The sequence below is a fragment of the Occallatibacter sp. genome, from assembly GCF_035317045.1.
In the GTDB taxonomy this organism is placed as follows: Bacteria; Acidobacteriota; Terriglobia; order Terriglobales; family Acidobacteriaceae; genus Telmatobacter.
This window is the reverse complement of record NZ_DATHHT010000018.1, coordinates 127,876-154,032: the sequence shown is the minus strand read 5'-3', so window position 1 is coordinate 154,032 and position 26,157 is coordinate 127,876. Positions and strand designations below refer to the sequence as shown.

General features: G+C 57.7%; 27 protein-coding genes. 23 read left to right on the top strand and 4 right to left on the bottom strand.

Translation table 11 applies throughout. The features are described 5' to 3' along the window. Positions 1 to 45 precede the first annotated feature (45 nt). The 9 genes from fliG (at position 46) to VK574_RS07830 (ending at position 8,719) form a co-directional block, all read left to right on the top strand. Positions 46 to 1,098, top strand: coding sequence for a flagellar motor switch protein FliG (gene fliG, locus VK574_RS07870; protein WP_472799284.1), 1,053 nt, complete (start codon positions 46 to 48; stop codon positions 1,096 to 1,098). Then, on the top strand, positions 1,095 to 1,883 hold the full coding sequence (locus VK574_RS07865) for a FliH/SctL family protein (RefSeq protein WP_472799283.1): 789 nt from the start codon (positions 1,095 to 1,097) through the stop codon (positions 1,881 to 1,883). Before fliG ends, VK574_RS07865 begins: the two co-directional genes overlap by 4 nt. Next, on the top strand, positions 1,880 to 3,193 hold the full coding sequence (locus tag VK574_RS07860; protein ID WP_472799282.1) for a FliI/YscN family ATPase: 1,314 nt from the start codon (positions 1,880 to 1,882) through the stop codon (positions 3,191 to 3,193). Before VK574_RS07865 ends, VK574_RS07860 begins: the two co-directional genes overlap by 4 nt. Before the next feature lie 3 nt (positions 3,194 to 3,196). After that, a complete protein-coding gene (locus tag VK574_RS07855; protein WP_472799281.1) occupies positions 3,197 to 3,682 on the top strand; it encodes a hypothetical protein in 486 nt (161 codons plus the stop codon). 906 nt (positions 3,683 to 4,588) lie between these two features. Next, the gene (locus VK574_RS07850) at positions 4,589 to 5,464 is read left to right on the top strand and encodes a hypothetical protein (protein ID WP_472799280.1); all 876 of its coding nucleotides are present in this window, start codon (positions 4,589 to 4,591) and stop codon (positions 5,462 to 5,464) included. 65 nt (positions 5,465 to 5,529) lie between these two features. Further along, on the top strand, positions 5,530 to 6,006 hold the full coding sequence (locus VK574_RS07845) for a flagellar hook capping FlgD N-terminal domain-containing protein (RefSeq protein WP_472799279.1): 477 nt from the start codon (positions 5,530 to 5,532) through the stop codon (positions 6,004 to 6,006). 73 nt (positions 6,007 to 6,079) lie between these two features. Beyond that, positions 6,080 to 7,090: a flagellar hook-basal body complex protein gene (locus tag VK574_RS07840; RefSeq protein WP_472799278.1), complete on the top strand. Its 1,011-nt coding sequence runs from the start codon at positions 6,080 to 6,082 to the stop codon at positions 7,088 to 7,090. Continuing rightward, positions 7,087 to 7,614 carry a flagellar hook-basal body complex protein gene (locus VK574_RS07835; RefSeq protein ID WP_472799277.1) on the top strand — a complete coding sequence of 176 codons (528 nt, stop codon included), beginning with the start codon at positions 7,087 to 7,089 and terminating at the stop codon, positions 7,612 to 7,614. Before VK574_RS07840 ends, VK574_RS07835 begins: the two co-directional genes overlap by 4 nt. Positions 7,615 to 7,855: 241 nt before the next feature. Next, positions 7,856 to 8,719, top strand: coding sequence for an alpha/beta hydrolase family protein (locus VK574_RS07830; RefSeq protein WP_472799276.1), 864 nt, complete (start codon positions 7,856 to 7,858; stop codon positions 8,717 to 8,719). Between the two features lie 17 nt (positions 8,720 to 8,736). Here the strand turns inward: VK574_RS07830 and VK574_RS07825 are convergent, their stop codons facing one another. Continuing rightward, on the bottom strand, positions 8,737 to 9,177 hold the full coding sequence (locus VK574_RS07825) for a PaaI family thioesterase (protein ID WP_472799275.1): 441 nt from the start codon (positions 9,175 to 9,177) through the stop codon (positions 8,737 to 8,739). Beyond that, entirely contained in the window at positions 9,174 to 10,148 is a 975-nt protein-coding gene (locus tag VK574_RS07820) for a threonine dehydratase (RefSeq protein WP_472799274.1), read from the bottom strand. The genes VK574_RS07825 and VK574_RS07820 overlap by 4 nt, the downstream gene beginning before the upstream one ends. A gap of 41 nt (positions 10,149 to 10,189) precedes the next feature. Between VK574_RS07820 and VK574_RS07815 the strand changes: the two genes are divergently transcribed. Beyond that, on the top strand, positions 10,190 to 10,543 hold the full coding sequence (locus tag VK574_RS07815; RefSeq protein WP_472799273.1) for a c-type cytochrome: 354 nt from the start codon (positions 10,190 to 10,192) through the stop codon (positions 10,541 to 10,543). 32 nt (positions 10,544 to 10,575) lie between these two features. Here the strand turns inward: VK574_RS07815 and VK574_RS07810 are convergent, their stop codons facing one another. Both VK574_RS07810 and VK574_RS07805 read right to left on the bottom strand, forming a co-directional pair. Further along, complete coding sequence (locus VK574_RS07810) at positions 10,576 to 13,056, bottom strand: ABC transporter permease (protein WP_472799272.1); 2,481 nt, start codon at positions 13,054 to 13,056, stop codon at positions 10,576 to 10,578. Further along, positions 13,049 to 15,490 (bottom strand): ABC transporter permease, encoded by a 2,442-nt coding sequence (locus tag VK574_RS07805; protein ID WP_472799271.1) that lies wholly within the window; start codon positions 15,488 to 15,490, stop codon positions 13,049 to 13,051. Before VK574_RS07805 ends, VK574_RS07810 begins: the two co-directional genes overlap by 8 nt. Positions 15,491 to 15,809: 319 nt before the next feature. Here VK574_RS07805 and miaB point away from each other — a divergent pair, with 319 nt between their 5' ends. The 13 genes from miaB (at position 15,810) to VK574_RS07740 (ending at position 26,140) form a co-directional block, all read left to right on the top strand. Further along, positions 15,810 to 17,129 (top strand): tRNA (N6-isopentenyl adenosine(37)-C2)-methylthiotransferase MiaB, encoded by a 1,320-nt coding sequence (gene miaB / locus VK574_RS07800; RefSeq protein ID WP_472799270.1) that lies wholly within the window; start codon positions 15,810 to 15,812, stop codon positions 17,127 to 17,129. Between the two features lie 22 nt (positions 17,130 to 17,151). Further along, complete coding sequence (locus VK574_RS07795; protein WP_472799269.1) at positions 17,152 to 17,640, top strand: bifunctional nuclease family protein; 489 nt, start codon at positions 17,152 to 17,154, stop codon at positions 17,638 to 17,640. Between the two features lie 846 nt (positions 17,641 to 18,486). Then, entirely contained in the window at positions 18,487 to 18,762 is a 276-nt protein-coding gene (locus tag VK574_RS07790; protein WP_472799268.1) for a hypothetical protein, read from the top strand. A 429-nt stretch (positions 18,763 to 19,191) separates the two neighbouring features. Continuing rightward, positions 19,192 to 19,371 carry a hypothetical protein gene (locus tag VK574_RS07785; RefSeq protein WP_472799267.1) on the top strand — a complete coding sequence of 60 codons (180 nt, stop codon included), beginning with the start codon at positions 19,192 to 19,194 and terminating at the stop codon, positions 19,369 to 19,371. A 202-nt stretch (positions 19,372 to 19,573) separates the two neighbouring features. Further along, a complete protein-coding gene (locus VK574_RS07780; RefSeq protein WP_472799266.1) occupies positions 19,574 to 20,380 on the top strand; it encodes a helix-turn-helix domain-containing protein in 807 nt (268 codons plus the stop codon). 28 nt (positions 20,381 to 20,408) lie between these two features. After that, positions 20,409 to 20,750 carry a hypothetical protein gene (locus VK574_RS07775; protein ID WP_472799265.1) on the top strand — a complete coding sequence of 114 codons (342 nt, stop codon included), beginning with the start codon at positions 20,409 to 20,411 and terminating at the stop codon, positions 20,748 to 20,750. A 227-nt stretch (positions 20,751 to 20,977) separates the two neighbouring features. Then, complete coding sequence (locus VK574_RS07770; protein WP_472799264.1) at positions 20,978 to 22,363, top strand: protein rep; 1,386 nt, start codon at positions 20,978 to 20,980, stop codon at positions 22,361 to 22,363. Next, positions 22,360 to 22,797: a hypothetical protein gene (locus VK574_RS07765; RefSeq protein WP_472799263.1), complete on the top strand. Its 438-nt coding sequence runs from the start codon at positions 22,360 to 22,362 to the stop codon at positions 22,795 to 22,797. Before VK574_RS07770 ends, VK574_RS07765 begins: the two co-directional genes overlap by 4 nt. Positions 22,798 to 23,056: 259 nt before the next feature. Then, entirely contained in the window at positions 23,057 to 23,824 is a 768-nt protein-coding gene (locus tag VK574_RS07760) for a hypothetical protein (protein WP_472799262.1), read from the top strand. A gap of 10 nt (positions 23,825 to 23,834) precedes the next feature. After that, positions 23,835 to 24,272 (top strand): lysozyme, encoded by a 438-nt coding sequence (locus VK574_RS07755; RefSeq protein ID WP_472799261.1) that lies wholly within the window; start codon positions 23,835 to 23,837, stop codon positions 24,270 to 24,272. After that, the gene (locus VK574_RS07750; protein WP_472799260.1) at positions 24,272 to 24,814 is read left to right on the top strand and encodes a hypothetical protein; all 543 of its coding nucleotides are present in this window, start codon (positions 24,272 to 24,274) and stop codon (positions 24,812 to 24,814) included. Before VK574_RS07755 ends, VK574_RS07750 begins: the two co-directional genes overlap by 1 nt. Before the next feature lies 1 nt (position 24,815). After that, positions 24,816 to 25,484, top strand: a complete 669-nt coding sequence (locus VK574_RS07745) for a hypothetical protein (RefSeq protein WP_472799259.1) — start codon at positions 24,816 to 24,818, stop codon at positions 25,482 to 25,484. Then, on the top strand, positions 25,484 to 26,140 hold the full coding sequence (locus VK574_RS07740; protein ID WP_472799258.1) for a hypothetical protein: 657 nt from the start codon (positions 25,484 to 25,486) through the stop codon (positions 26,138 to 26,140). Before VK574_RS07745 ends, VK574_RS07740 begins: the two co-directional genes overlap by 1 nt. Positions 26,141 to 26,157: the final 17 nt, after the last annotated feature.

Below are 26,157 nucleotides of genomic sequence, written 5' to 3'. Positions count from 1 at the left end.
AGAGAGCAAAGCGCGATTGGGAAACATGGGGAAAGGAGGAGAAACTTGGTTGGAGAAGGCGCCGATTTTGCAAGACCCGGGCAGGGCAAAACCGCGAGTCTGAGCGGGGCGCGCAAAGCCGCAGTACTGCTGATGGCAGTGGGAGAGGAGCTTGCCAAGGAGATCCTCCGCACTCTTCCTGAATCGGATGTGGAACGCCTGACAGAAGAGTTCGCCAACCTGCGAGGCATTACTCCGGAAATCACCGCTGCTATTCTCGAAGAATTCTGGGAACTGCTGGAGACCCAGGGCTTCATGGTGCATGGAGGTTTGGACTATGCCAGTCGCCTACTTGCAGAGACCTTTGGGAAGCAGCGCGCGGACGATTTGATGATGCAACTGCGCCGCGCGCAGGAGGCCGAACAAGGCAACCTCGCCAAGCTGCAGCGCACCGACCCCCAACAACTCGGCAAATTACTCGACGCCGAACATCCCCAGACCATCGCACTGGTGCTGGCTCATCTCGACCCCAAGCGAGCCTCGCTGGTGCTGAGCAACCTGAGCGAAGAGCACAAGGTTATTTCCATCCAGCGCCTGGCCGCGATGCGGCAGTTCTCTCCCGAAATGGCGCAAAAGGTGGCGCACATCCTGCATAGGCGCCTCGAAACCGTCGGGGACAGCGGCCGGAAAAGCTATTCGGGATTCAAGGCCGTTGCAGACCTGATGAACCGCCTGAATGCGGAGGAGTCGAAGCGCATTCTCGAAGTCATTGAAGAAGGACAACCGGAGTTGGCACTCAGCATCCGCAACCTGATGTTTACGTTTGAAGACCTCGTCACGGTGCCACCTGCGACGATCCGCGAGATTGTCTCCGGCGTCGACAAGAAGCAGTTAGCCATGGCGCTGCGCGGAGCCAACGAAGAGCTGCGTGCCGCAATCTTCAAGGCGATGAGTGCGCGCGCCGTGGAGATGCTGAAGGAAGATATGGAAGTTCTCGGGCCGGTGCGATCACGCGAGGTCGCCCAGGCACAGCAGGAGATTCTGAACCTTGCGCGACGCCTGGAATCAGAGGGCAAGGTGATTCTCAAGCTCGAGACCGGCGATGAGATGCTTGCTTGAGTGACAGTCGATTGAAGGGAATGGGCAGCGTGCGCAGCCGAACAGCATCGCGAATTGAACTATTCGATTATCCGGCGAGCAGCAAGCCGCTTCCGGTGCTGTGGGACGAACTGGTTGAGGTGGGCGCCGAATTGCGAGACCACAACATCGACGACAAGGCTGGACTTGCTAACCCGGATATGCGGTCCATGGAGTCATCGCCCGCCACCGCCGAACATGCGATGCGAAGTTTCGAAGCTGGTCGAGAGAAGGGAAGCCGGGAAGGTCGCGAGGCAGAGGCGCTGGCGCAGCGCGAGTTATTGCGGGAGGCAGAGAAGAAGGGGGCGGAGCAAGCTGCACATCTGGCCAACCAGTTTGCGATCGAGAGAGACCGATTCCTGCAGACCGTGGAACATGAGGTTGTTAAGCTCGCGCTGGCCATCGCGGCGCGCATTCTTCGCCGCGAAGCTCAGACAGACCCTCTGTTTCTGGTGGGAGCGGTGCGCGTGGCGCTGGGACAGCTTGCTGCAACACTCGAGGTTCGGCTGCGTGTCCCAGCCATGGATGCTTGCCTTTGGGCCGAGACGTTGGCACATATCCCGAATCTGAAGGTAAAACCCGCTGTGGTACCCGATGAATCCATGCATGCCGGTGACTGCGCCATCGAAACCGGTATGGGCTCGGTGGATCTTGGTCTACCTGCCCAGCTTCATCAGATCGAGTGTGCATTATTAGATGAAGCACCTGCGAATGAGGAAGGGATTCGCGGCGGTCCTGATGCGAATCGACAGGAGGTGCAGGTATGAGTGGCGTTCTGGATCGCTACGCGTCTCGCGTGCAATCGCGGCAACCCTGGCGTTGGCGCGGGCAGATCGTGGAATCCCTTGGCCAGACTATCGAGTCGATCGGACCGGTGGTCGCCGTGGGAGAGTGCTGCGAGATTGAAGATCGCCTGGGTACAAGACACCTCGCCGAAGTGATCGGATTTCGAGGATCGAGTGTCCTTGCAATGCCATTGAAGACGGCCGAGGGGGTTCGCTTTGGAGATGCCATTTATGCCCTTGGTGCGGGCCCTGAAATCACGGTCGGGGACGGTGTAATCGGTCAGATTCTCGACGGCATGGGCGTTCCCTTGGATGGAGGACATATTCGCGGCAAGACGGAGAAGCTGGCGCTTGCAGGCCCTTTGCATTCGCCCCTCGATCGCGTGCCGATTCAAAGTCCCCTCGGAACAGGAATCAGAGCTGTGGATGGGTTACTCACCGTGGGCCGAGGACAGCGTATCGGCATCTTCGGGGGATCGGGCGTGGGCAAGAGCACGTTGATCAGCATCATGACGCGGAACACCGAGGCGGACGTCACGGTGGTCGGCCTCGTGGGCGAACGCGGCCGCGAGGTTCGCGAATTCATCGAGAGTACGCTCGGTCGAGAAGGGCTCTCGCGGTCTGTGCTTATCGTTTCCACCTCTGATCAGTCTCCGCTCATGCGCATGCGGGCCGCCATGACCGCCACCGCCATGGCAGAATACCTTGCCGGGAAGGGAAGAGCCGTTCTGCTGGTACTGGATTCTTTGACGCGCTTTGCCATGGCTGCGCGTGAAATCGGATTGGCGGCAGGCGAACCTCCCACGGCGAAGGGCTACACTCCCTCTGTGTTCAGCAGGCTGGCCAAACTGGTCGAGAGAGCTGGAAACTTTCGCACTGGCTCGATCACCGCCTTTTACACTGTGCTGATGGAGGGAGACGACCAGCAGGACCCGTTGGTGGATGCAGTGCGCTCGCTGCTGGATGGCCACGTTGTTCTCTCGCGAAAGCTAGCTACAGAGGGCTGGTATCCGCCGATCGATCTACTTGATTCCATCAGCCGGTTGATGCCTGCGGTCACGGAGAAGGGCCACCGTGAACATGCGGCTCTCTTCCGGCGAATGATGGCGGCTTATGCGCGCTCAGAGGACTTGGTGCGAATCGGAGCCTATAAGCCGGGCGCCGACCCTGACCTTGACAGGGCTCTTCGCGCCCGCACGGCGATGAGAGACTTCATGATGCAGACGCCGGCGGAGCGTGTAGCCTATGCGGATTGCCGGCTTCAGCTCTCGGCATTGGCCGGGGAGATCTAGCCCATGGCCCCTTCCAAAAGCCTGCACCGTTTGCTCGGAATTCGGCAGGCCGAAGAGGAACGCAGCGAGTCAGAGGTGGAGACGGCAATTTCAGAACTGCAACGCCTGGAATGGGCCCACGTGACGGCGCACGAACGGAGGACGCGCGCCCGCGCACTGGTGGCTTCGAGCACGCAAACCGGAGAGCTGATGGACAGGATCGCTGGTTTGCAGGAGATGACGACGACCGATCGACTGCAGCGAATGCTCGCGGAGATGATCGACGCAGCAAGAAAGAAAGCAGAATACAAGAGGCTGGAATTGTTGGCCAGGCGACTCGCGCGACGCCAGGTTGAAACGCTGGTGGACGCGAAGTCGGTCGAGGCCAGGGCAGAGTCAAATCGGAAGACCCAATCAGAGCTCGACGATTGGCATCGATCCCAAAGGATGCCAGCGATGCGGAAAGCCAATACCTCACGCTCCAAGTCTGACATTCCTCTAACCAAGTGACAATTGATTTGGCATGTCATCTGCTCCGACACCGGCATGAGCGGCGCGAGCAACATAGGCGGAACAGACGTACAGAAACAGGGGCCGGATTTCGATCGCAAAATACCCGCATTTCAGCTTCAAAGCCATTCTGCATCTTTGACCATCGCTTCGAATCCAGGAGTGCGAGTGGCCGATGACGCCTTTCGTCAGGGGTAGACGGCAATCGTTGGCGCATTGCGTGCGCCTGAGAAGGCCGGCTACGTCATTTCTGTCAAAAAGCCCGCTGCGGTTGCTGCGGACGAAGGTCGACCACTCAAAGATACAGCCGCGTGCGTGACCGGCGCACTCGTCCCTGCAAGCGCCTCGACTGCGAATTCCACTGCGCCGCGTTTCGGAATTGTTCCGCAAATCTCGCCTCTGCAAGATGCAAGTTACGCGGATTCAAATCACCCTCCGGCAAAAGGGAGCGCAGATGATTTCGCATCTCATCCGCCGAAGTCTTCGCGCAGGAGTGATCAGTCTGCTGCGCGACAGAATACGGACGTTCAGACTACAACCGCGACCGCGCCTAATTCCGAGGTCCTGATCTTACAGCCGAGTGCGCCGAAGCTCGGAGTTCAGCCGTCCACGAAGGACATGCCGCAAGCGGGGTTCTCCGCACCGGAGTTCCTGAATTGGAAAGGGAACTCGCAGGACTCTCAGGTTGACGTGACTGCATCGACAGCTGGTACGGGGCCGTCATCTGTTACGGACCGACGACCAACCGGCACGACAGCGGTCGACGTCAAGAATGAAGAACACAATGTGGCGGCCACCCTTTCGTCTCAACTTTCGTCAGAGCGCACAAGTCAGGTGCCCGACGATCCGAGCCAACATGTCCCCCCGCGGAAGTCCACCGCCGGTGTCGAACAACCAAAGCCGTCAATGCCAAACGAACCATCGCTTGGGGCCATCTCGAGCAATCCGACAAGCGCGGCTTTTGCGAGCGAGACTTTCATAAACTCGGGCGAAGCTACGGACGCCACTCTCGAACGGGGCGCGCAGATTAAGCAGCCGTCGACCGCCGCGCTGAAAAAGGATTCAGCACATCGCGATCGGGCCGGCATCGGTGAAACGTCGCTGAACTCTCCGGCTAAAGACGTAACGGCTCCTTTGATCCTGAATCAGCCTGTTTCAGACGCAGGTGCAGCCGCTCTCGGGCAGACGCGTGGTGGTCCACTACCACCGTTCTCGGCGGCATGGATGGCATCGCCACCGGGCCTTGACTCACCCGCCATGCCCGCTGGAAAGACGGCCCCAGTGCACGAACCCTTTGCGGTCATGGATGCAGGTATGAACGATGGCGCTGCCGGGTGGATTCGCGCGGACAGTCACCGGGCTGAAGCGGGCTTTCAAGACCCGACCTTGGGATGGGTGAGTGTGCGCGCGCAGGCGAGTGCAGGCGGCATTCACGCAGCGATCATGCCTCCGTCCAATTCTGCCGCGGAAGTGCTGAGCGGCCATCTCGCGGGCTTGAATGCCCACATGGCAAACCACTACGAGCATATGAATGCGGTCACTCTTTCAGCCCCTCTCACCGGGTGGAACAGCCACGACACAGATCGAGAACTGGCCCAGGGAAATGGCGGAGGTCCGGGCCATGGCGGTCAGCAGCAGGGGCAAGAGAATTCCGGACCAACGACGTTCGAGTCGATTCGGCAATTCTCCCATGGCCTTCTGGAAGATCGGACGAGCACCGAACTCCCGGTATTCACCCCGGGCATGGATCTGCGGGAACGTCATTTCTCTGCCGTGGCGTGACCTCTGAAAGCAGGGCATGGGTTGAGGATGAACAGACAAGAGAGGATCGAAAGGTAGGACACACTATGGCAGCGCAGATGAACCCGATCTGGAACCAGATTCTAACGGCGCACGAAACCAACAGTGCGACGCCGGCCAAAAGCCGGAACGCGATGCTTGACCGGAGTCAGGACACGAACCCGGTTAACGGCGGATCCGGCAACGCTGGCAGCGACTCCGCAAGCATCTCGGCAAACGATTTTCTTACATTGCTGGTAACGGAAATGAAAAACCAGGACCCCACTGCCAATACAGATCCAAACGAGTACATCAATCAACTGGTCCAGGTAAACAGCCTGGAGCAACTCATCTCCATCAACCAGACCCTCACCACGGATTCCTCCGCGACTCCCACCGGTGGCGCCGTCAAAGCAGTCGGCTTTCAGCAGCCGTCGAGGAGCCCTTCAGCGCCGCTTGCAGGAGGCAATCTTACGGTCCCCGAAACCAACCCAGCGGCTCAACGAGTCGCGGGCGCGTTGGGCATTAATACCAACAGGTTGTGAACCGCATTCGTCTTCGCTGTCTACCATTCACCGTCGGCACACAAAGCCGGAGTTATCGCAGAGGAGAATCAACATGGCAAGCTTTTACATTCCGCTTACGGGTTTGAACGCGGATTCGACCGCACTGAATACGATTGCGAACAATTTGTCGAACATGAATACGACCGGCTACAAATCGCAATCTGTAAACTTTTCCGATCTGTTCTATCAGCAGGTTGGAGAAGCGGGCTCCGGCGATCCGATCCAACGTGGTTCAGGGACGCAGGTGTGCTCCATCGAAACAGACTTCTCCAATGGATCGCCTAATACGACGAATGTGGATACGAATGTCGCTTTGCAAGGGAGTGGATTCTTTGTGGTCGGCAGTGGGAACAATACTCTTCTGACCAGAAATGGCGATTTTTCGCTTGATCTCAATGGAAACTTGATCACCTCAAGTGGGCTCAACGTGATGGGGTTCCCGGCCGCAAATGGGATTGTAGATGCCAACGCTCCGCTCGCTGCTGTACACATCCCGGTGGGAGAGGTAGAGCCTCCCAGCGCAACAACCAATTTCGAAATGACAGCGACTCTGAATTCAGCTGCCAAAGTGGGTGACAGCCTCTCCGGCAAGATCCAGGTCTACGATTCGCTGGGCAACGATTATCAAGCCCAGGTGACCTATACCAAGACCGCGACCAACACGTGGTCGTACAACGTAACGCTGCCCGATACGCTCGCTGCAAACAGCAGCAGCGTGGGAGCTGTAAACACGCAGATCTACAACTTCGGTTCGAGCGGCGGGGTCGTAGCAACCGTCGATCCGGCCACAAACCTGACGATTACGGGGCCCAATGCGGGCGGTGTCTCGACGACTATTAACGCGCCGGTCGTCACTCCCGGAGAGTCTGTCAGCACGTACGCTACTGATATGCGGAATGCGTTGGGCGCGGCAGGCATTACCGCAACTGTGACCCCAACTGCTGCAGGCCAGTTGACGATCAGCGGAGCCAACATCACTACATGGGGAAGCGTCATTCAGGATCCGGTAGCTTCAGCGACGGCCACGGGCTCGTTGACTTTCAATTCGAATGAAACCTGGTGAGCCCTTCGGCTGACGTCACCGGCATCAGTTTCTCAGGGCTCTCCGACGGCGCCACAAATATGAACATGACGTGGAACCTGTTTGGAGCCGATGGGGCATCCACGTTGACCCAGGTAGTGGAACAGGCGTCAGCCGTCTCATCCTCAACGCAGAATGGCTTTGCCAGCGGAAACTATAACGGCTTTACAATCGGCTCGGACGGAACCGTGACGGCGACCTTCAAAAATGGGCAGAAGCTCAACGTCGGACAGTTGGCGCTCGGGAATGTCGTAAACCTTCAGGGGTTGCAGGACACGGGCGACGGCGACTATGCAACCACATTGGCCAGCGGTACCGCGACCATCGGAGTTTCGGGCACCTCCGGGCTTGGATCCATGCAGGGCGGAGCGTTGGAGGCCTCGAATGTGAACATCTCAGCTGAGTTCTCTGAACTGATCATTGCCCAGCGTGCTTTCGAGGCAAACTCGAAGGCCGTGACAACCTTCGACACGGTTACGCAGGAAACCATCAACATGATTCACTAACGCCTTCCTGGGTTGGGGAGAAGGCAATGTATGTGAAGACGCCGGGCTACAGAAGCATCTAATTCTGCGGACCGGCGTCCTTTGTCTTTGCATTGCGCTTTGCTCGTGCGATTCAAAATGTACACTGGCTATACTTCGATCGCTTCCCGGTTCATGACTACATAACCTGCCGCGCCTTGTATGTAACTCGATGCGCGCGCGGCAACGGACTGGAGGCATGAAGGAGGAGAGGATCTCTCAAATGCGCGCTCTATATTTCGCCGTCCTGGTTTTTGCGTGTTCAGCCGTGGTCTCAGGACAATCTGTTCCTCCCGCGATCTACACTGACCCGCCTGCGGACGTAAAACATCCCGCAGCCATGACGGTGCTGCATATTCCCAGCCACGGACAGCTTATCAATGGCGTTGTATATGCTCCGGCGGGCGCGGAACCGCACCCCACAATCGTTATCTGCCACGGACTGCCTGGAAACGAAAAAAATCTCGACCTCGCGCAAGCACTTCGTCGCGCCGGTTGGAATGCGGTGACCTTCAACTACCGCGGCTCCTGGGGTAGTCCCGGATCGTACAGGTTTGCGCAAAACCTTGAAGATGCCGATGCCGTCCTGGCCTATTTGCATGAGCCATCGAATGCCGCGAGGCTCGGGATCGACACCAAACACATCGTCCTCGCAGGCCACAGCATGGGCGGATGGGTAACGGTGATGACCGCCGCGCACGATCACGGTTTAGCCGGCGTAGTCCTGATCAGCGCCGCGGATATGGGCCAGCTCGGCAAAATGGAACACACAAAGCTGGTTGCGGAGATGGCCGACAACATGGAAGGCCTTGCCGGTGTCACTGCGGAGTCGATGGCAAACGAAGATGCGCAGAACGCCAAAGCCTTCGAATTTGCCAACGCCGTGCCCGGGCTCAAGGATGTGCCCATGCTTGTTCTGTCAGCCAACGATGGGCTGGCGCCGCAGACTGACGCCCTTGTCCATGCCATCCAAGCCGAGGGCAACCGCAACGTCAAGGCGATCCACGCAGAGACGGATCATGGCTGGTCTGATCACCGAATCTTTCTCGAGAGCACGATCATCGAGTGGCTCTCCACGCTGAAGTGAAGCCTAGCCGACCCGGGTCAAACGGGCTTTGGGGGACGCACTTCGATAAACAGTCCCTTGCCATGCGCAAGGGCATGACCGTCGCTGCCGAAGATTGTCGCTTCAGCCCAGTGCTTCCGTCCCTCGTCTTTGACGACGCGGCCCTCCATGCGAATCTGCGCACAGGACGGAACGGGCCGCTTGTAGTCGACTTCGAGATGGCGTGTCATGGCCGTGAGTCCGCGAGCGCGAACTGCCTTGCTCATTGTCTCGTCGAGCAACGTGGCGATGATCCCGCCATGCAGGAAGCCCGGATGGCCTTCGAATTGATCCGGAATGACGGCAGGGCAGACCACCGTTCCGTCCGCCGCCAGCAGGAAATCCAGTTGAAGACCTTGCGGATTGGCTTCGCCGCAGCCAAAGCACCGATTCTGCGCGGAGTGCGCGAGAGGCGTCAGGTTGTCGAAGTGCGGTCTCATCGTTGCACCGACTCTTCCACTAGCACGCGCGCAAAAACATCCGCATCGACATTGCCCCCGGTCAGCACGATGCCGATCCGCTTACCGCGATTCACATCCTGTTCTTTCAGAGCTCCCGCCAGCGCCGCTGCCGCCGCGCCCTCTGCAACGTTGTGCGTGTCCTGATAGAGAGCTCGCATCGCCGCTTCAATCTCGGCGTCGGAAACCTCGATGATGCGCGCCACGTTCTGCCAAATGATTTCCATGGCCATCGGATTCGGCGTTCGGCATGCAAGGCCATCCGCGATCGCTGTTTGTGCGGGAGCCTCAACGACTTTTCGCTGCATGAAGCTGCGCGCGTAGGACGGAGATCCCGATGCAACCACTCCGACGATCTCTGTTGTTAGCCCCAGAGCGTTGCGTGCAGCCGACACGCCGCAAATGGAGGATCCCAGCCCGATCGGCACATAGACACGGGCCAGCGGCGGTGCCGATTGCAGAAACTCGAGCGCATACGTCGCCGTCCCCATCACCAGGCGTTCGTGAAAGGAGTCGACCATGACGAATCCGCGATCGGTGGCAAGCACGCGCGCATATTCGAGCGACTCTTGAAAATCCTGACCGTGTTCTACCAATTCTGCGCCCTGCGCGATCATGGCGCGGTTCTTCTCGATGCTGTTGCCGTGCGGTACCACGATCACGCACGCGACTCCGTGCAATCGGGCCGCCATGGCAACACCTTGTCCGTGATTGCCGCGCGTTGCCGCAATCACGCCCCGCAGTTCCGGATGCGTTCGTTTGAGCCATTCCATATACAACATGGCGCCGCGAATTTTAAATGCGCCCACGGGGGTATGATTTTCATGCTTCACCCACACCTCCGCATCCAGCCGGCGATTGATCAGCGGCCAACTGTATTGCGGAGTAGGCGGCATATAACGGTAGAGGACATTTTGAGCCCCGCGGATCTGCTCCAAAGAGGGAAGCGTCATGGCTCAAGCATATCGAACCTTGCGCCTTAAAATGGGACTGGATGATTCTTCAGAGTTCTCCTTCAATTCTGTTGCTGACGGCCGGCATCGCTCTCACCTTCACAGGCTGTCGCAGCGCCGAACCGCTCACACCTCAGCAGGCAGAAGGGAAGCATCTCTACGAAGGACGCTGTGCACACTGCCACCGGGACAATGATCTGGCGCTCAAGAAAGTCCCGCCCGACTTGCACGCCGTTTTCAGCAGCGCGAAGCTTCCGAGCGGCGCGGCCGCCACTGACGCCGATGTCCGGCAGGTTGTCCTCGCCGGAAAAGGCATGATGCCGTCCTTCAACGGTCGATTCGACGAGGAGCAGATGTCAGCGCTGCTCGCCTACCTGCACACCGGGCTTCGCTAAGTACGTTTCGAGCGACCACCTCGGCCGTCGTCTTACTCGTAGCGGATTGCTTTCATAGGGTCAAGACCCGCCGCGCGCCACGCGGGGATCATGCAGGCGACTGTCGCCACGAGCGCGAGAACGCCGGTTGCCCCGAGCAGCAGTAGCGGATCGCGTGCGCTCTCCGCTGCCCAACTGGCCATCACCTTGTTGAGCGCGAGTGTCAGAGCAACGCCAGCCACGATCCCGGTCCCCACACTTGCTACTGTGGAGCGAAAGACAATTCCGAGGACGTGCCCCTTCTTCGCGCCCAACGCGATTCGTATGCCGAATTCATTGGTGCGCTGAACAACGGCGTAGGCGACCACGCTGTAGAGCCCCACAGCGGCAAGTGCAAGCGCCAGTGCCGCAAATGCTCCAAAGAGCCAGGCGACCAACTGTCCGCGTGCCCATTCAGGTGTCGCCGAAATCCAATGTTCAAGGTCGCGTACGTTGGCGTTTGTCTGTTGATCTGGATCGATCGAATTGACCGCCGCACGCACTGAATGCAGCAGAGATAGCGGTGGGACGTCAGAACGAACGAGCATCTGCGTTCCCATGCCCATTGCCACGGTGTAAGGAACGAACACCTCGGGTAGGATTGGCTTGGAAAGCCCCTGGTCCAGTTTGTCGCCGACCACGCCCACAATAAGGAAACCGTCCTCGGCACCGGGAGCAATCAGGAAATACGGCGCATCCGGTTTCAGATCCGGAACCTTGAAGGTGTGCCCAACGGCGTCGCCGGCAGGAAAGTAGCGTCTCACAAAGTTCTGATTGACCACTGCCAACCCTGCACCGCGACGAGTCTCAGCCTCGTCCCAGATTCTCCCCTGTATCAGCGGAACCCTCAGAGCTGGAAAATATTCCTTGCTGACCAGATTGAAGCGGAAGGACTGATCCGCAGAGGACGGCTTACCGACAATGTCAAACTTCACATTGAATCCATTGTCCGGCGGTGTCGCGTTGCTGGAGACCGCAGCCAGCTTCACACCGGGAACATCCGACACTTTTGCGAAGATCTGCTCGAAGTAAGCGGCCCGGTCAGGCCAGGTCTTGTACGTGCCGTCATGAATTGGAATTCCAACCGACATGATGTTGTGCGGGTCGTAACCCAGCTTCATATTCGCAACGCGCAGAAATCCTTCGATTGCCGCACCCGCGCCCGCCATCATCAGCAGGGTCAGGGCAATCTGACCACCGATAAGCGCCGCATGCATTCTGCGTCCCTTCGCATCGCCAGTCGTCTTGCGCGTATTCGCCTGCATGACCTGGCTGACTTCGGGCTTGGAAAGCTGGAGCGCCGGCCAGAGACCGAAGAGGAGTCCTGTGCTTACCGCGATGAGGATACAGAAAATGAGCACCGGCAAATTGATCTGGATTGCCGCTTCGTGTGGGAATGAGAACTGCGGAAGGTTGGCAACAATTACCGCAACAGTCTTATAGGCAAGGACAAGTCCGAGGCCCGCGCCCGTAAGCGACAACAACAAGGACTCCGTTAGCAACTGGCGCACAATTCTGCGCTGGCTCGCACCGATCGCAGAGCGCACGGCGAACTCGTGCTGGCGGGCTGTTGCGCGCGCGAGCAGAAGAATGGAGACGTTGCCGCAACCAATCATCAGGAGTAGCGCGACCGCTCCAAACAACAAGTAGAGTGTTCCGCCCAGTTGCTTGACGAAGTCCTCATTCAGGCCAACGACATGAAGATGAAGCTTGTCCGGAGGGAAATGCTTTGGTGTGTCCTTCGCAAATTGGAAGATAAGCGGCTCGAGCGCGGCATTCGCCTGCGCGTGCGTGATTCCCGGCTTCAGCCGGACGCCGGCATAGAAGGATTTCACTGGATCTCCGGTGATCTTCAGGGGCAGGTAAACATCGGCATCACCCCAGGTAAATCGCGATCCGGAGACCCCAATAATTGTGTAATTCTTGCGGACCAACTGCAGCGTTTTCCCCAACACGGTCGTATCGCCGTTGAAGTGCCGCTGCCAGAACTTGTATCCGAGTACAACAACCGGCTGCGGATCTTGTCCGTCTATCGCATCGGAGGGTTGAAGGCCGCGCCCAAGAGCCGCCGGCACTCCGAAGAAGTTGAAAGCATTTGAACTGAGATAGACGCCTGCCACGTCTTCGGGAAGGTCCGCACCGGTGACCGTCAAACTCCAGTCGTCCTCAACGAATGTGTCTTCGACGACCGGGGACTTGCGCAACTCCTGCCATTGCGCGCCCGTCACGCCAAAGCCATTCAGGTCGCCCGACGGCATGGTGAGTCGCATGTGGATCATGCGATCCGGCGCTTTGTAAGGATAGGGGTCCATCAGGATCGCATAGACCACGCTGAACACTGCCGTGGTGGCCCCGATGCCCAGCGCTAGTGAGACGATCGCCGTGAGCGTGAATCCGGGCATCCTGATCAGTTGCCGGAATCCGAAACGAATATCCTGGTACACGGTCTTCATCAAAAGCTCCTTCGCCAAATCGGCGGGAATCAACTCACTCATAACGAATTGCATTCATGGGATCGATCGAAGCTGCTCGCCATGCCGGGATCACGCAAGCGAGTGACGCGACCAGCGAAAGAGTAAAAGTCGCGCCGAGTAACAGCAGGGGATCGCGCGAACTCTCCGCAGCCCAGGCAGCCATCACCTTGTTGAGGGCAAGCGTCAACACCACTCCAGCGACAAGCCCCGCGCCGACGCTCGCCACTGTCGACCGGAAGACGATTCCCAGGACATGACCTCGCTTCGCTCCCAAAGCGATGCGAATTCCAAATTCATTCGTGCGTTGCGCCACGGTGTAGGCAACCACGCTGTAAAGCCCCACGGCTGCGAGGGCAAGCGCCAGAATCGCAAATGCGCCGAACAACCAGGCAACAAGCTGACCCCGCGCCCACTCGGGCTGCATCGTGATCCAGTGCTCAAGGTCGCGGACGTCACTGTTCGTCTGCTGGTCAGGGTTGATTGTGCTTACGGCCGTGCGAATGGCATGCAGCAGCACCATAGCCGACCCATCCGAGCGGACAAGAATCTGCGTGTAACCTGTCAGCGCCACTGTGTATGGGGCAAAGCCTTCGGGCACAATCGGCTTGGCGAGCCCATCGTCGAGCTTGTCGGCCACTACTCCGATGATCAACAATCCGTTTGCTGCACCGGGTGAAGTCAGAAGAAATGGGGGAGGAGACTTCAGGTCCGGCAGTTGAATGACATGTCCAATGGCATCGCCGGCAGGGAAGTAGCGGCGCACAAACGTCTGATTCACGACAAGGAGAGCGGCGCCACGATGGCTCTCATCTTCATTCCAGATCCGCCCTTGAATAAGAGGAATCCGCAGAATGGGAAAGTACTCCTTGCTCACGATATTGAATCGGAACGGCTGATCCTGCGCCGAGGGTTGGCCCACAATTTCAAATTTGAGAGGAGCTCCATTCGAAGGCGGCGTTGCATTGCTTGAGATCGCCACCATCCTCACCCCGGGAATTTGCGCTACCTTTGCCGAAACCTGTTCAAAGAAAGCTTCCCGCTCAGGCCATGTCTTGTAAGCACCCTGGTGCACAGGAATACCAACGGACATGGTGTTGTGCGGGTCATAGCCCAGCTTGGTATGCGCCACGCGCAGGAATCCTTCGATCGCTGCTCCAGCTCCCGACATCATCAGCAAGGTAAGCGCAATCTGGCCGCCAATCAGAAGGGCGTGCGTTCTGCGGCCTCTCGCATCGCTCGTCGTCTTGCGCGTGTTCGATTGCATCACCTGGCTGACCTCAGGCCGCGACAGTTGCCAGGCCGGCCACAAACCGAACAGAACTCCGGTGCCCACGGCAATCACGATGGAAAAGATGAGTACAGGCACATTGATCTGAATTGCGGCCTCATGCGGAAACGAAAACTCCGGCAGATTCGCAGCAATCACGCTCACTGTTTTGTAAGCAAGCACAATCCCAAGCCCGGCGCCCGTAAACGAAAGAAGCAGCGCTTCGGTCAATAACTGGCGAATGATTCTAATCCGGCTTGCACCGATTGCCGAGCGCACCGCAAACTCATGTTGCCTTGCGGTGGCTCGTGCCAGCAGCAGAATGGAGACGTTGGCGCACCCGATCATCAGGAGCAGGGCAACAGCACCGAACAACAGATAGAGCGTGCCTCCGAGATCCTTCACAAATTGTTCGTTGAGACCAACGATATCAAGTTGGAGTTTTCCCTGCGGAAAGAATCTTGGCGTTTGATGCGCAAACTCATCGATCAGCGGCTGCAAGGCTGTATCGGCCTGCGCGTGGGTTATGCCCGGCTTGAGTCGAATCTCAGCGAAATAGTTGATGGTCTGATCTTGCGTAATCTTTAGCGGAAGATAGACATCCCCATCGTTCCACGTAAAGCGTCGCGCGGCCACCCCGACGATGAGGTAATTCTTGTGATCCAGTTGGATGCTCTTGCCCAGAACGCCCGGGTCAGCATTGAAATAGCGCTGCCAGAACTTGTAGCTGAGAACGGTTACGGTCTGCGGATCCTGCCCATCGATCGCGTCGGAGGGTTGCAATCCGCGGCCGAGCAAGGGCGGAACACCCAGAAATTGGAACGTATTCGAACTGACGAGGGCCGCCGTCACATCCTCTGGAAGATCGCCGCCCGTGATCGACATGCTCTGTGGACCCGAGATAAACGAGTCCTCCACCACCGGAGACTTGCGAAGCTCCTGCCACTGCGATGGAGCAAGGAAGACGTAGTTTCCCACCTCTCCCTTGGGAGTAAGCAACCGCAGGTGGGCCATGCGACTTGACGCGAAATACGGATAGGGGTCCAGCAGCACGGCATACACCACGCTGAAGACCGCCGTAGTAGCGCCGATGCCAAGCATCAGAGACACAATCGCCGTAAGTGAGAACCCCGGCGTCTTGACGAGTTGGCGGATAGCGAAACGGATATCCTGAAACACTGTCGTCATCGGGACTCCCTTCATGTTGAACGAGTCAAGGGAAAGACGCTCTTGCACTTCAATTGCCTGGAAAGGAAAAGCCTCCGAGAACACTCCGGCGCCCGCGCAACCCCAGGCGCTTCGCCTGTAGAAATGCACGTACAAGCCCACAGGCAGCTCTACGTAAGTCGTTGATTCAATGTTCCGAAGGATGAACAGCCTGCGGAAACGATGTGCGTTTCTGTGTCATCGTGTTCAGAATTGGACGGTTTCGCACCGGTATCGCTTGCGCGCCGAGTAGTCCCGGCCAATCGTCGCAAGTTCTGAATGCCTTATACTCAGACTTGCCATGGCTTCCGAAAAGACCTTCTACCTCGAGACTTTCGGATGCCAGATGAATGCGCATGACTCCGAGAAGGTTATCGGCACATTGCTGCATGAAGGCTACAGCCAGGTCGAAACCGAAGAGGAAGCAGGCCTGATCCTCTACAACACCTGCTCCATCCGCGACAAAGCCGAACAGAAAGTCTTCAACCGCCTTAACGACTACAAGAAGCTGCGCAAGGCCGGCAAACGCTTCGGCGTGCTCGGCTGCGTCGCGCAGCAGGAAGGCGAGAAGATCTTCGAACGTGCGCCGTACGTCTCGCTCGTCTCCGGTTCTGCCTCCTATCGAAAGCTGCCTGAGATGCTCAGCCGTCTTGAGGCCGGCGAGAACCGGATCACGGGCCTCGACGACCGGCAAACCGACGAGACATTTGAGACCGAATTCACTTCGCGCCAGAATCCCTACCGCGGATACATCACCATCATTGAGGGCTGCGACAAGTTCTGCGCCTACTGCGTTGTCCCATACACGCGCGGCAAAGAGCGCAGCCGCGGATCGTTATCCGTGCTCGCAGAGGCGCGACGCATCGCCGACCAGGGATATACAGAGATCCAACTTCTGGGCCAGAACGTCAACAGCTATCGCGATCCGGAAGGGAAGTTGAGCTTCGCCGAACTGCTCGCCGCGGTTGGCCAGGTTCGGGGCATCCGCCGCGTTCGCTTCACCACCAGCCATCCTCGCGATTTCACCCGCGACATTGTCGAGGCTATCGACTCTTACCCGACGCTGTGCGATCACGTGCATCTTCCGGTACAGTCCGGCTCCTCGCGCGTGCTCAAAATGATGGCCCGCGAGTACACATCCGATTGGTACCTTGAGCGCATCAGTTGGATAAAGGCGGCGAAGCGCAAAATCTCGCTTTCCACCGACATCATCGTCGGTTTTCCGGGCGAGACCGCCGACGATTTCATTGAGACGATGGACTTGCTGCAGGAGGTCCAGTACGATTGCGTTTTCGGTTTCAAGTATTCTGGCAGACCCAACACGCCGGCGCTCACGATGATCGACTCTATCCCTGAAATCGAAAAGGCGAAGCGGCTGCAGCACGCGCTCGATCGGCAACGTGAGATCCAGAGAATGAATTACGCCAAACATTTAGGCGAAGAGATGGAAGTGATGGTTGAGGGAGCCCATCCGGCACGCGGCCAGATCGCCGGCAGAAGCACGCAGAACAAGCCGGTCAACTTCACGACTCCTGTCCCCATTGCCCCCGCTCCCGGCTCGTATGTGAAGGTGAAAATCACAAACACTTTTCCCAACAGCCTGGTCGGTGAAGCCGTCTAAACGTCTAGCGAAGGGGGAAGCCATGGACATCGAAGTCCGAATCCGCGGTTTGATGATGGACCCATCCACCAATATGCCGATCGTCGTCCTGAAGGACGTCGGCTCCGATACCGTCATGCCCATCTGGGTTGGCATCTTCGAAGCCAACGCCATCGCCATTGAGATTGAAAAAGTGTCTGCTGCACGTCCCATGACGCATGATTTGGCGAGAAACCTCATGCGCCACATGAATGGCCAGTTAGATAAGGTAGTTATTACAGAGCTTAGGGACGATACATTCTTCGCTGTCCTGTGGATTCGCCAGGACGGGGAACTCATCACACTGGACGCGCGGCCCTCCGATGCGATTGCATTGGCGTTGCGTTCCGATTGTCCGATTTTCGTTTCGGAGCAGGTGATGCAGTCAGCAAAGCTGAACATGGCTGGCCCGCCAGAAGGCCCTACGGCAGAAGAGTTGCGCGGATGGCTTGAAGGTCTGAACGATGAAGACCTTGGCCGTTACAAGATGTAGGGAAGAGCTCAGAGAACAATTCAATAACCATAAATATAACTAGAAGATAGCACTACGTCGCCAATCATTCACTTTCACTATACAGAATATCTGTTATCGGACATCAAGGGTCACCCGTGCGGGGGATTGGTGATCGTTGGCACCTCTGGCAGGCTTCTCGGTAACAACCTTAGTAACTACAACCATCGTGTCTCGGCCTCCGGTTTCGGAAACTTCGGGCGCTTTCGAGCGAGCCGAAGTAGACGGGCGAACTGGCCTGCAGTGGCTCAAAGCTGCGATTGCACATTGCGACTGTCACGCTGGGACGGCATGGCGTAGGCTGAGTGATCCCCGTCAACGCTATGCTCCGGAGCGCCTGTTCTGGCTGGAAGTCATTCGCCTACTGACGGACGTTCTCTTAGCTGACCCGCAGGAAATTCGTTTACATTCAGCGTCTCCCCTCCTCCATCCCATCCGGCACGAATTATCGGGCGAGCCTGAGTACCGGACATGGCGCCGCGATTCCCTCGCTCGCGCCCTGGTCAACGAAAACTCCAAATTCACGGATGCGAAGCTCCTCTCGCACCTCCCCAAACCCAAGCTCGCCCGGATGCTGGCCGAAACCCGGCTCGCGGCTCGGAATGCTCGGAGGGCGCACGCGTGAGTCATCGCGGCATATCCCGGCATGCTTCGCAATCGTTTGAGGAAATCGCCGCAGAACTAGGGATCACGCGCGATGAGGTTTTCAGCGCCTATCGCTCAGGCATTCGAAAGATCAAAATGCGCAAGGAAATTTCGATCCTGAGAGCACTTTCAGCAGCGCTCGACGAGCTACGCATGCAGCGGCGTAGGGGAAAGACGGCTTAGATGACATTCATTGGTCGCATCAGCGACGGACTCAAAGCAGGCTTCCGGGGCCTCAGACAACGCCTGAATGCTCACGTCTGGATGTTCCGGAATCCATTTGCCAAGCGCCGGGAACCGGTAGGCACGGTCGTTTCAGGCCTCCGCTCCCGGCGCACTCCGGTCTATCGCACCCCGGTCTACATGCGCAAGGCGCTCGGCTGGTACGGCGGCAATTCTCACCAACGCAGAATCTGGCGACGCATGTTCATGCGCCCGAAAGAAGTCGCAGCGGTCTAGACAACCAGCGACGGACGGGAGCGGGGCGCGTCCCCCATAGGCGCGCTCCGATTCCGAAGAAAGGAGGCCACATGGCACCTATCAAAAACTGTTGTTTCCCAGATTGCTCGGTCCAAGTGGACCCTCCTCACATTTGCTGCATTCATCACTGGCACCTTTTACCACCTCGTATCCAATCCGAGGCGCAACTCCGCATACGTGCCTGGAAGTCACCGGGCGACGCGCGGTCATTCGTTGCGGACTGGGTTCGGCTCAACAGAAAGGCTACGCGTAATGACCCCATCAACGTCTGAAACCGTCCCGCGTCATGCTGCGGCGGTCACCCTTCTAACGCAGCTCGCAACCACGCTTTTCCAAAAGGCAATGGCCGTCCCTGAATCGGAATGTGAAGTTTTCTGGGAACGGTGGGAATCCCTGCGGCGAATCGCTATGAGCATTGCGATTCGACAGTCCATTCATTTCTCGCCCGTCGATGAGGCGGAACTGGATGAGGCCCTTCGCATGGCCGTCAACGTAGGCGGTCCGAACGAGTATCACCTGGTCGAGCAATTTAACCGCCTCCTCGAAGCCGAAATCGCCGAAATCAATCGAAGGGCGGTCACAGCTTGACGCCTACCCGAGAAACCGAAACCGCGTTAGATATCCTGATGCAACTTCACTATCTAGGTCAAGAATCGCTCGAAAACTTGCTCCATTCGGTGATTCACGAGCTTGAGTGCAAGGGCGGATTTCGCACTCAGGACACGAAAACTGTAGCGCTGTTTGCTGCTGGTTTGTGTCCAGTTAAGAACACGAGTGCGGGAGGAATATTTTGACTCCTCGGGATATGTTCCTGATTCGCACCGGGCGGCATCTGCGCAAGGCTCGGAGACGCGCTCATCTTAACGGCACTCAGGCAGGCGCGCGGATTTCTGTCCATGCAAACACTGTCTACAACTGGGAAGGCGGCGTTGCGCGCCTCAGCCTGTTCGAATTCGTTCGCTACAGCGAAGCGTTGAACAGGAAACCCACGGAATTGCTTTCGGAGATCCTCACGCCCGCAACACAAAAGTCTGTGAATGCCGGCGCGAATCCGCCATGTCATTCGGGGCCGCGCGCTCAACGCTGCGACCACGATGGTCCGGGCGGCTTTATGGGACACACCTGTCACCTTGGAGGAAACATCATGAGAAAACTCGCACTTCTAATCCTCGCCTTCGCTGTCTCTAGCGCGTGCTTCGCAGCCGGCCAAACCGCAAGCGTGAATCATACGATCACGTCAAATTGGAACCCCGCAGCTACCACCGTATGCACTTCCACCGTCACGAGCAGTTGTGAGAATGGACAGACTCTCACGATCACTCCCCCCTCAGGCGCGCCTACGACCATCGCATCATGCGCGACTGCAGGGCTGGCCGCTAACTCTCCCTGCCTCAGTGTCGGCTCTGCTTCCTTTGTCTTTACACCTGGAGGCTTCCTCGCCTGCGGCACTTGGACCGTCACCGTGGTGACGAATGGATTCGACCAGAACGGAATCGCTGCTACTTCTGTCCCCATATCCGCGACGGTGGTTGCGGCTTGCCCTTTAGCCCCGTTCACCATCCCCCCGGCCACCAACCTCGGGGCAAAAACGCAGTAACTCGCTAAAAAACACAAGGGGCAAGACATTGAGCAGGGATAAGAAGCTGTTCCCTCACCGTCGCGTTTGCGACGTGTGCGGAATTGAAGCACTGAAAGGCGCAAAGGCCTCTGAGGGCGCGCCGAATATCGTCGCGATTTCGATGACGATCTATCGGCGCGGCCTCGGTAAGGGCCAGCTGCGCGCGGCTGGCAAAGTTTGTGCCTGCGAAAAGTGCCTTACTTTCGCGCTGGCTGATGGTGACTCCCCTCAGGCCTTCGGAATGCTCGGCTCGCTGCTGCAGCGAATCTCTGACTGCTATAGCGGCCTCCTCGAGGACGACTCACCCGAAGAGACGGAGCAAATTCAGGGCGAGGAGCTATTCGCATGACGACTCACGCGAGCGCGGTCATGGAAAAACGGATACCCCCCTCCCGTCCCGTCCGTCTGGGGACCCGTCGTAGGCGCGCGCCGAAAGCGCGCGCGGCTTCGGAGACGGGGGCTTCGCGCTCGACAGAACGTCGAGCCCCTTCACTTGATACTGGAAATCAACTAGCAACAACTGTTAAGCAATGGCTGCGCGAGAACGAAACCGAATGGGATAGCTATAGCGCGCAAATGTCTTTGCATCAAGAACTTCTGCGCACCGTTAAGAAAATCTGGCAGAGACATGCGCGTGCGGCGAATGACGAGGTTTCTAGGGCATGGCGTGCTTCCTATGATGAAATTTGGAAAACACAGGGAGACGAAGACGCTCCGACGCGTCATAAGCGCATTGAGGCATGGAGAAAAGCGAATCCGCCAGTAGGCTCGAACGCTCTCGCGGTCCGATGGGAGAAGCAATACTTCCAGCTTTCCCGCTGTCAGACGGAGTGGATCGGCTACAAATGGGCCTGCTGCGGTGACAGGACGCGCGCTATAGCGGTTCCAGTGGGCTGTAATCACCGTCTCTGTCCCCTTTGCGCCTGGAATCGCTCTAGGAAGGCGCAGATTCGCATTAAAAGCCTGTACGACCGGCTCACCCATCCCGTGCTGATGACGTTCACGGTTCCGAATCTCCCAGAACTCCGTAAACACGATTTCACGATGTTCCGGCAGAGGCTTCGCAAGTTCATTGCGCAGCACAACGGTATTTTGGGTGGCGTGTACTCGCTCGAAACGACATATAACCGCAAGGCGAAGACGTGGCACCTGCACGCGCATGTGCTCGCCGATTTCGCGACATCTCTTCCCTCCCTGTATGTCGAAGAGGACGGGCGTAAGCGCCGAAACTACGTCGATTTCGAGTGCGAACAGACTCTCGCCTTTACGGCGCTCAAATGGCGCCTCGAGTTCGACTGGCTCTGTCTTTGGTCGCAGGCATGGGGCAAGATGCCCGCGATTGACCCTCCCGCGCGGCGAATCGAGAAATGGCGTATGCAGTGGGAGGACTATAACTACGAATTCTCGAAGTGGGTCGCAGCGAAGCGCGCGCACTCAACCAAATGGGCAAAGGCATGGAACGCGCGTATCCGGAAATATCAGCCGCGCACCGATTTAGACCCGTTGCAACTGCGTGAATTCCAGAAGTGCGAGGCATGGAACCGCGCCAATACGCGCGTCATCGACCTGAAGCCTGTGACGGACCGCGACGGCGCCTGTAGGGAAGTTCTCAAGTACATCTGCAAAGTTGCGGATTTCGGCGACTACCCCGATGCAGTTGAGGAATTCTGCAACGCGGTCAAGGGCGCGCGCCTGATTCAAACATTTGGAAGTTGGTACGGCTTCAATATCGAGGCCGACTTTAATACGGAGCACCTCGATGATTGGGGTTCTCCAAAATGCAATTGTGGGCTGAATATGCGCGAGCGCATCGGCATTTTCAATTCCCGCGATGTGGAGATGACTAACGAGGGGCGCTGGCTTCTGAAACGCAGCGTTCAAAACCATCAATGCGGAACAGTTCTCCGCCCAACAATTCGGGCGCTTGGGCGACCCGAAGGAGAGGTAATTTTCCAGCTATGACAACCACCGCAGCAGCAGTTCTCCAAAAACGCGAGGCGCCCGCCTTTATGCGGTTCGCTGATGGCGAATCGATTTCAGGCAAGATCATCGCGCTCGATAGTTTGCTCATCAAGGGCAAGCGAGTTTCGAAGTACACTGTCGAACTCGGAAAGGCGGTCTGGGAGGGCGGAAAGATTATCGAATTTCAGAAGGGCGCCGGTCGCGTCTCATTTCTCGGCACCGTGAAAATCGACGAAGTAATCACCGAGGAAGATGTCAAGCGATACGCAGAGATCATCTGCACGGGGGAAGACAAGAGCGTCAGTCGCGGAGACCGATTCATGCAGCTTTTTGATATCGCTCTCTCGACCGGTCCGATTTCATGGGGTGTCGTGAGCGACAAGGCGCGCGTGGTCGACGGGACCGAGATCACAGACGAAGATATACCGTTCTAGGTACCTTGGTACATAGGTACGCGCGGCGTGAAAAAGCGCCGCGCGTGGGGGGTGTGAAAGGTGAATAGAGATTTCTGGATTGTGATAGTGCTCATCGTTTTGGTTGCGCTGCTAACGGGCGTCAATCTCGGCATGGGCAAGAACTGAGGGCGTATGGCAACGTGCAAAAAATGTAAGGCGACCGTCGAGAAGTTCTCAAAGAACGCTCGCGGCTGTCTCGTGGGGAAGTGTCCCGAATGCAAACACTGGGGGAATCTCGATGGAAACGACGGCGACAGTGGTAACGGCTCCAAAAAAGCAGCGGGGACCGTACAAGAAAAGAAAGTCAAAAGCAAGTCCACCAAAAAAACAGGAGGGCGGACAAAACAAACCCCTCCCTCCCCCGATAGAGACCGGAGCAGCGGAACAGATCCAATCGAAGCCGCAGTCAGCGCAGTCCGATCCTTCGTCCGCGACCTCTTTTCGTGAGCCTTCACCCGGCGAACCTCTGACGGCGGAAGCTGAACAGATTCTTTCTGGGCTGTCTGACGCGATTCCGGACGCGGGTACATCGGGCGTGCGCATCACGGAAGACTACGACCCTCTGGCCGATCTCGCGGGCAATGACATTTGCGACGAGAAAAGCGCGGCGAAGCTCGTCGGGATATTCCTCGCGGGCGTCCGTCGCATCCGGCATCGGGAATGCTATCGCCTGGATGATGACGGACTCGCCGAACTTGGCGGCGCGTGGAATCCCGTCCTCAATGGCCTCTGGCGCAAATATGCTCCCGCGCTCTTGCTTCGCCTGAACTCCTCCGTTCCGGATTTGTTCAAGGCGATGCTCGCGACCGGGTTCGCTCTCGCCCCGATGATTGCGGAGGACCTCGCGGATTCGCCCGTGGAGAAACAACAGAAGCAACGCGCGCCGGAACCGCGTCAGCGCGCGTGGCAGCAGCCTGCAGGACGCGGTGCGAGCGCTCCGAAGGTTCAACCCATAGACGACTTGCCTCCGGTGCCTCCAGTGGCCTCAGGGGTCAATTTCGATTAGAGAGGGATATATGAACTTGAGCGATCAAGGGAAGCTCTTAATAAAAACATCCGAAGGACTGAGACTGATGCCCTATTCCGACTGCGTTGGAAAATCGACCATCGGTTATGGACATCTGATTGGTCCGACTGAAGACTTTGCATCCGGCATCACGTTGGCGCAAGCGGAACAGCTTTTCGACTGGGACGTGGAGCGCGCGGAGGGCATTGTCTCGCGAGAATGCAAGGTCCCGCTTACGCAGGGCGGATTCGACGCGCTCACGGATTTTTGTTTTAACCTCGGCGACCGCCTGCAGGGTTCAACCTTGTTGCGGTACTTGAACGCGGGCAATTATGCGGAGGCTGAAGCACAGCTTCCGAATTGGTGCTATGCGGCCGGCAGGCCAAATCCTGCATTGAGGGCGCGCAGGCTTCTTGAACTCAAGGAATGGCAGGGGGAGGCAGCCTGATGCGATACGAAGAAATCAGGGATCAGATTCGCACTGGCGATATTCTCGCGTGTCATGGCGTCGCGACAATCTCAAAACTCATTGAGGCGACGACCAGCCATCACGACCCGGAAGCGTGGAGTCATGTAGGGCTTTTTGTCTGGGTAGGACAGGGGCTTTTCCTCGCACAAGAATACGAGGGGGAAGGGTTCGGGATCTATCCGGCCTCGCAACTGATTGCGAAGTTCCAAGCGGCGGGCAGCTCGTGCAGCGTGGGGCGCGCGCCGAAGCTCGTCGTCGATAACTCATCGGCGATTTTCTCTCTCATCGAAACTTACCGGACGACTCCGCACCTGCGTCCCTACGGGTACGGTTCCCTGCTCCGCATCCTCGTCGACAAGGAATTCCATCACAACGAGGATCCGGATAAAGTGCAGGCGGTCTGCAGCATCTTCGATCAGCAGGCATGGGAGAAGTGTGGATTCACATTCGCGCGTCTCTTCGCTCCTGAAGACTTCAAAAGTGTAGTTGAGCAAATCATTCCAATCGACAAGGCGGCATAGCATGTACATCGACTCAAATCTGCAGGCGATTAGTCCATTTATCTCTCACGTTCAATCTGACGGTTCACAAATCGGCGGGATTGACCCACTCGACTATGGCGCGACACCCATCCCCGGCATGCCTCGCGCTCTCTTGTTGCGCACGAGCGGAAACAGCGACAAAACCGGCAAGCAATATCCGGCGTGGCTCTGGTCAACGGCTCCGCGTCCCATCCTTCCGAATACGGGACGGTTCCAGATGAGTTATGACTTTAGGATTGGGGGAAACCTGCAGGGCGCGAACGTCTTTGAGACGGACACGATTCTGATTGCGGTTTGCGCGGATGGAGTGAAACGCAAATTCAACCTATCGCTTCAGCGTCACATCGCAACGGGCCAGATCGATATTGGCAACTGGACGGATACCACGCTGCGCGCGGGCGCGCTCTCCCAGAACACGAAGCATAAGGTCGTCATCTACTACAGCTTCGACCTCACCAAAAACGTGTGTTCGGTGCTCGCTTATTCCTGCGACGGGATTCCACAATCGGTACCGGCTAATCTCCAGAACATGCCCGCGACCCAAAGCACCTGGGCGGTGGGAGCGATTCCTCAGGTGCAACTCGGTTCTCTTCCGAACGGCCTGCCGTGGCAAGTGAAGTTAAGCAAGCTCCGCTATCGGTGGTTTTAGTGCGCGGTTTTATCGATGGGGAATATCAAGACGGCGAGATTCGCGGGTGTGGCTTCATCGCTGGCGTGCGGGGGATGGGGAAGACGACCGAAATGGGGCGCCTCCTCTCCCTCTGTACGGGCGGCGTGCTTTTCTTTGACCCGCTGGCGCGCCATGAACACGTGTTGCCGGGACGGAGGCTCATTCATCACTGGGTAGAGCTAGAAAACTATCTGCGCGTCAATCGAGGGCGTCGCTTCCGGATCATCTATCAGCCGCGCGGGGGATCGATCGATGAGCATTTCAAGGGCGTAGCTGCATGCGTTCGCGCGTTCGGCTGGATGATCTTCGCAATCGATGAACTCGACATGCTCTGCGGCGCTCGGTTCGGGGACGCTCGGATGCCTCAGGAGCTTTACGACCTCGTGAACTATGGTCGCCATGCGCGTGTCTCGATGCTGGCGACGGCGCGCTACCCCATGAGTGTCGCGCGTGGTTTCACTTCGCAATGTGCGACGCTCCGTCTTTTCTACATGCGCGAAAAGAAGCACCTGCAGTACTTCGAAGAGTACATCGGGGAGGAAATTTCGCGCCTCCCTTCCCTGCCCAAATACCACTACCTCTTTTGGGATGGAAGCGAAAATTCCCAAATCTTTATGGCAGGACGTGCGCTATAGCGCGAAAGTTTTGAGAA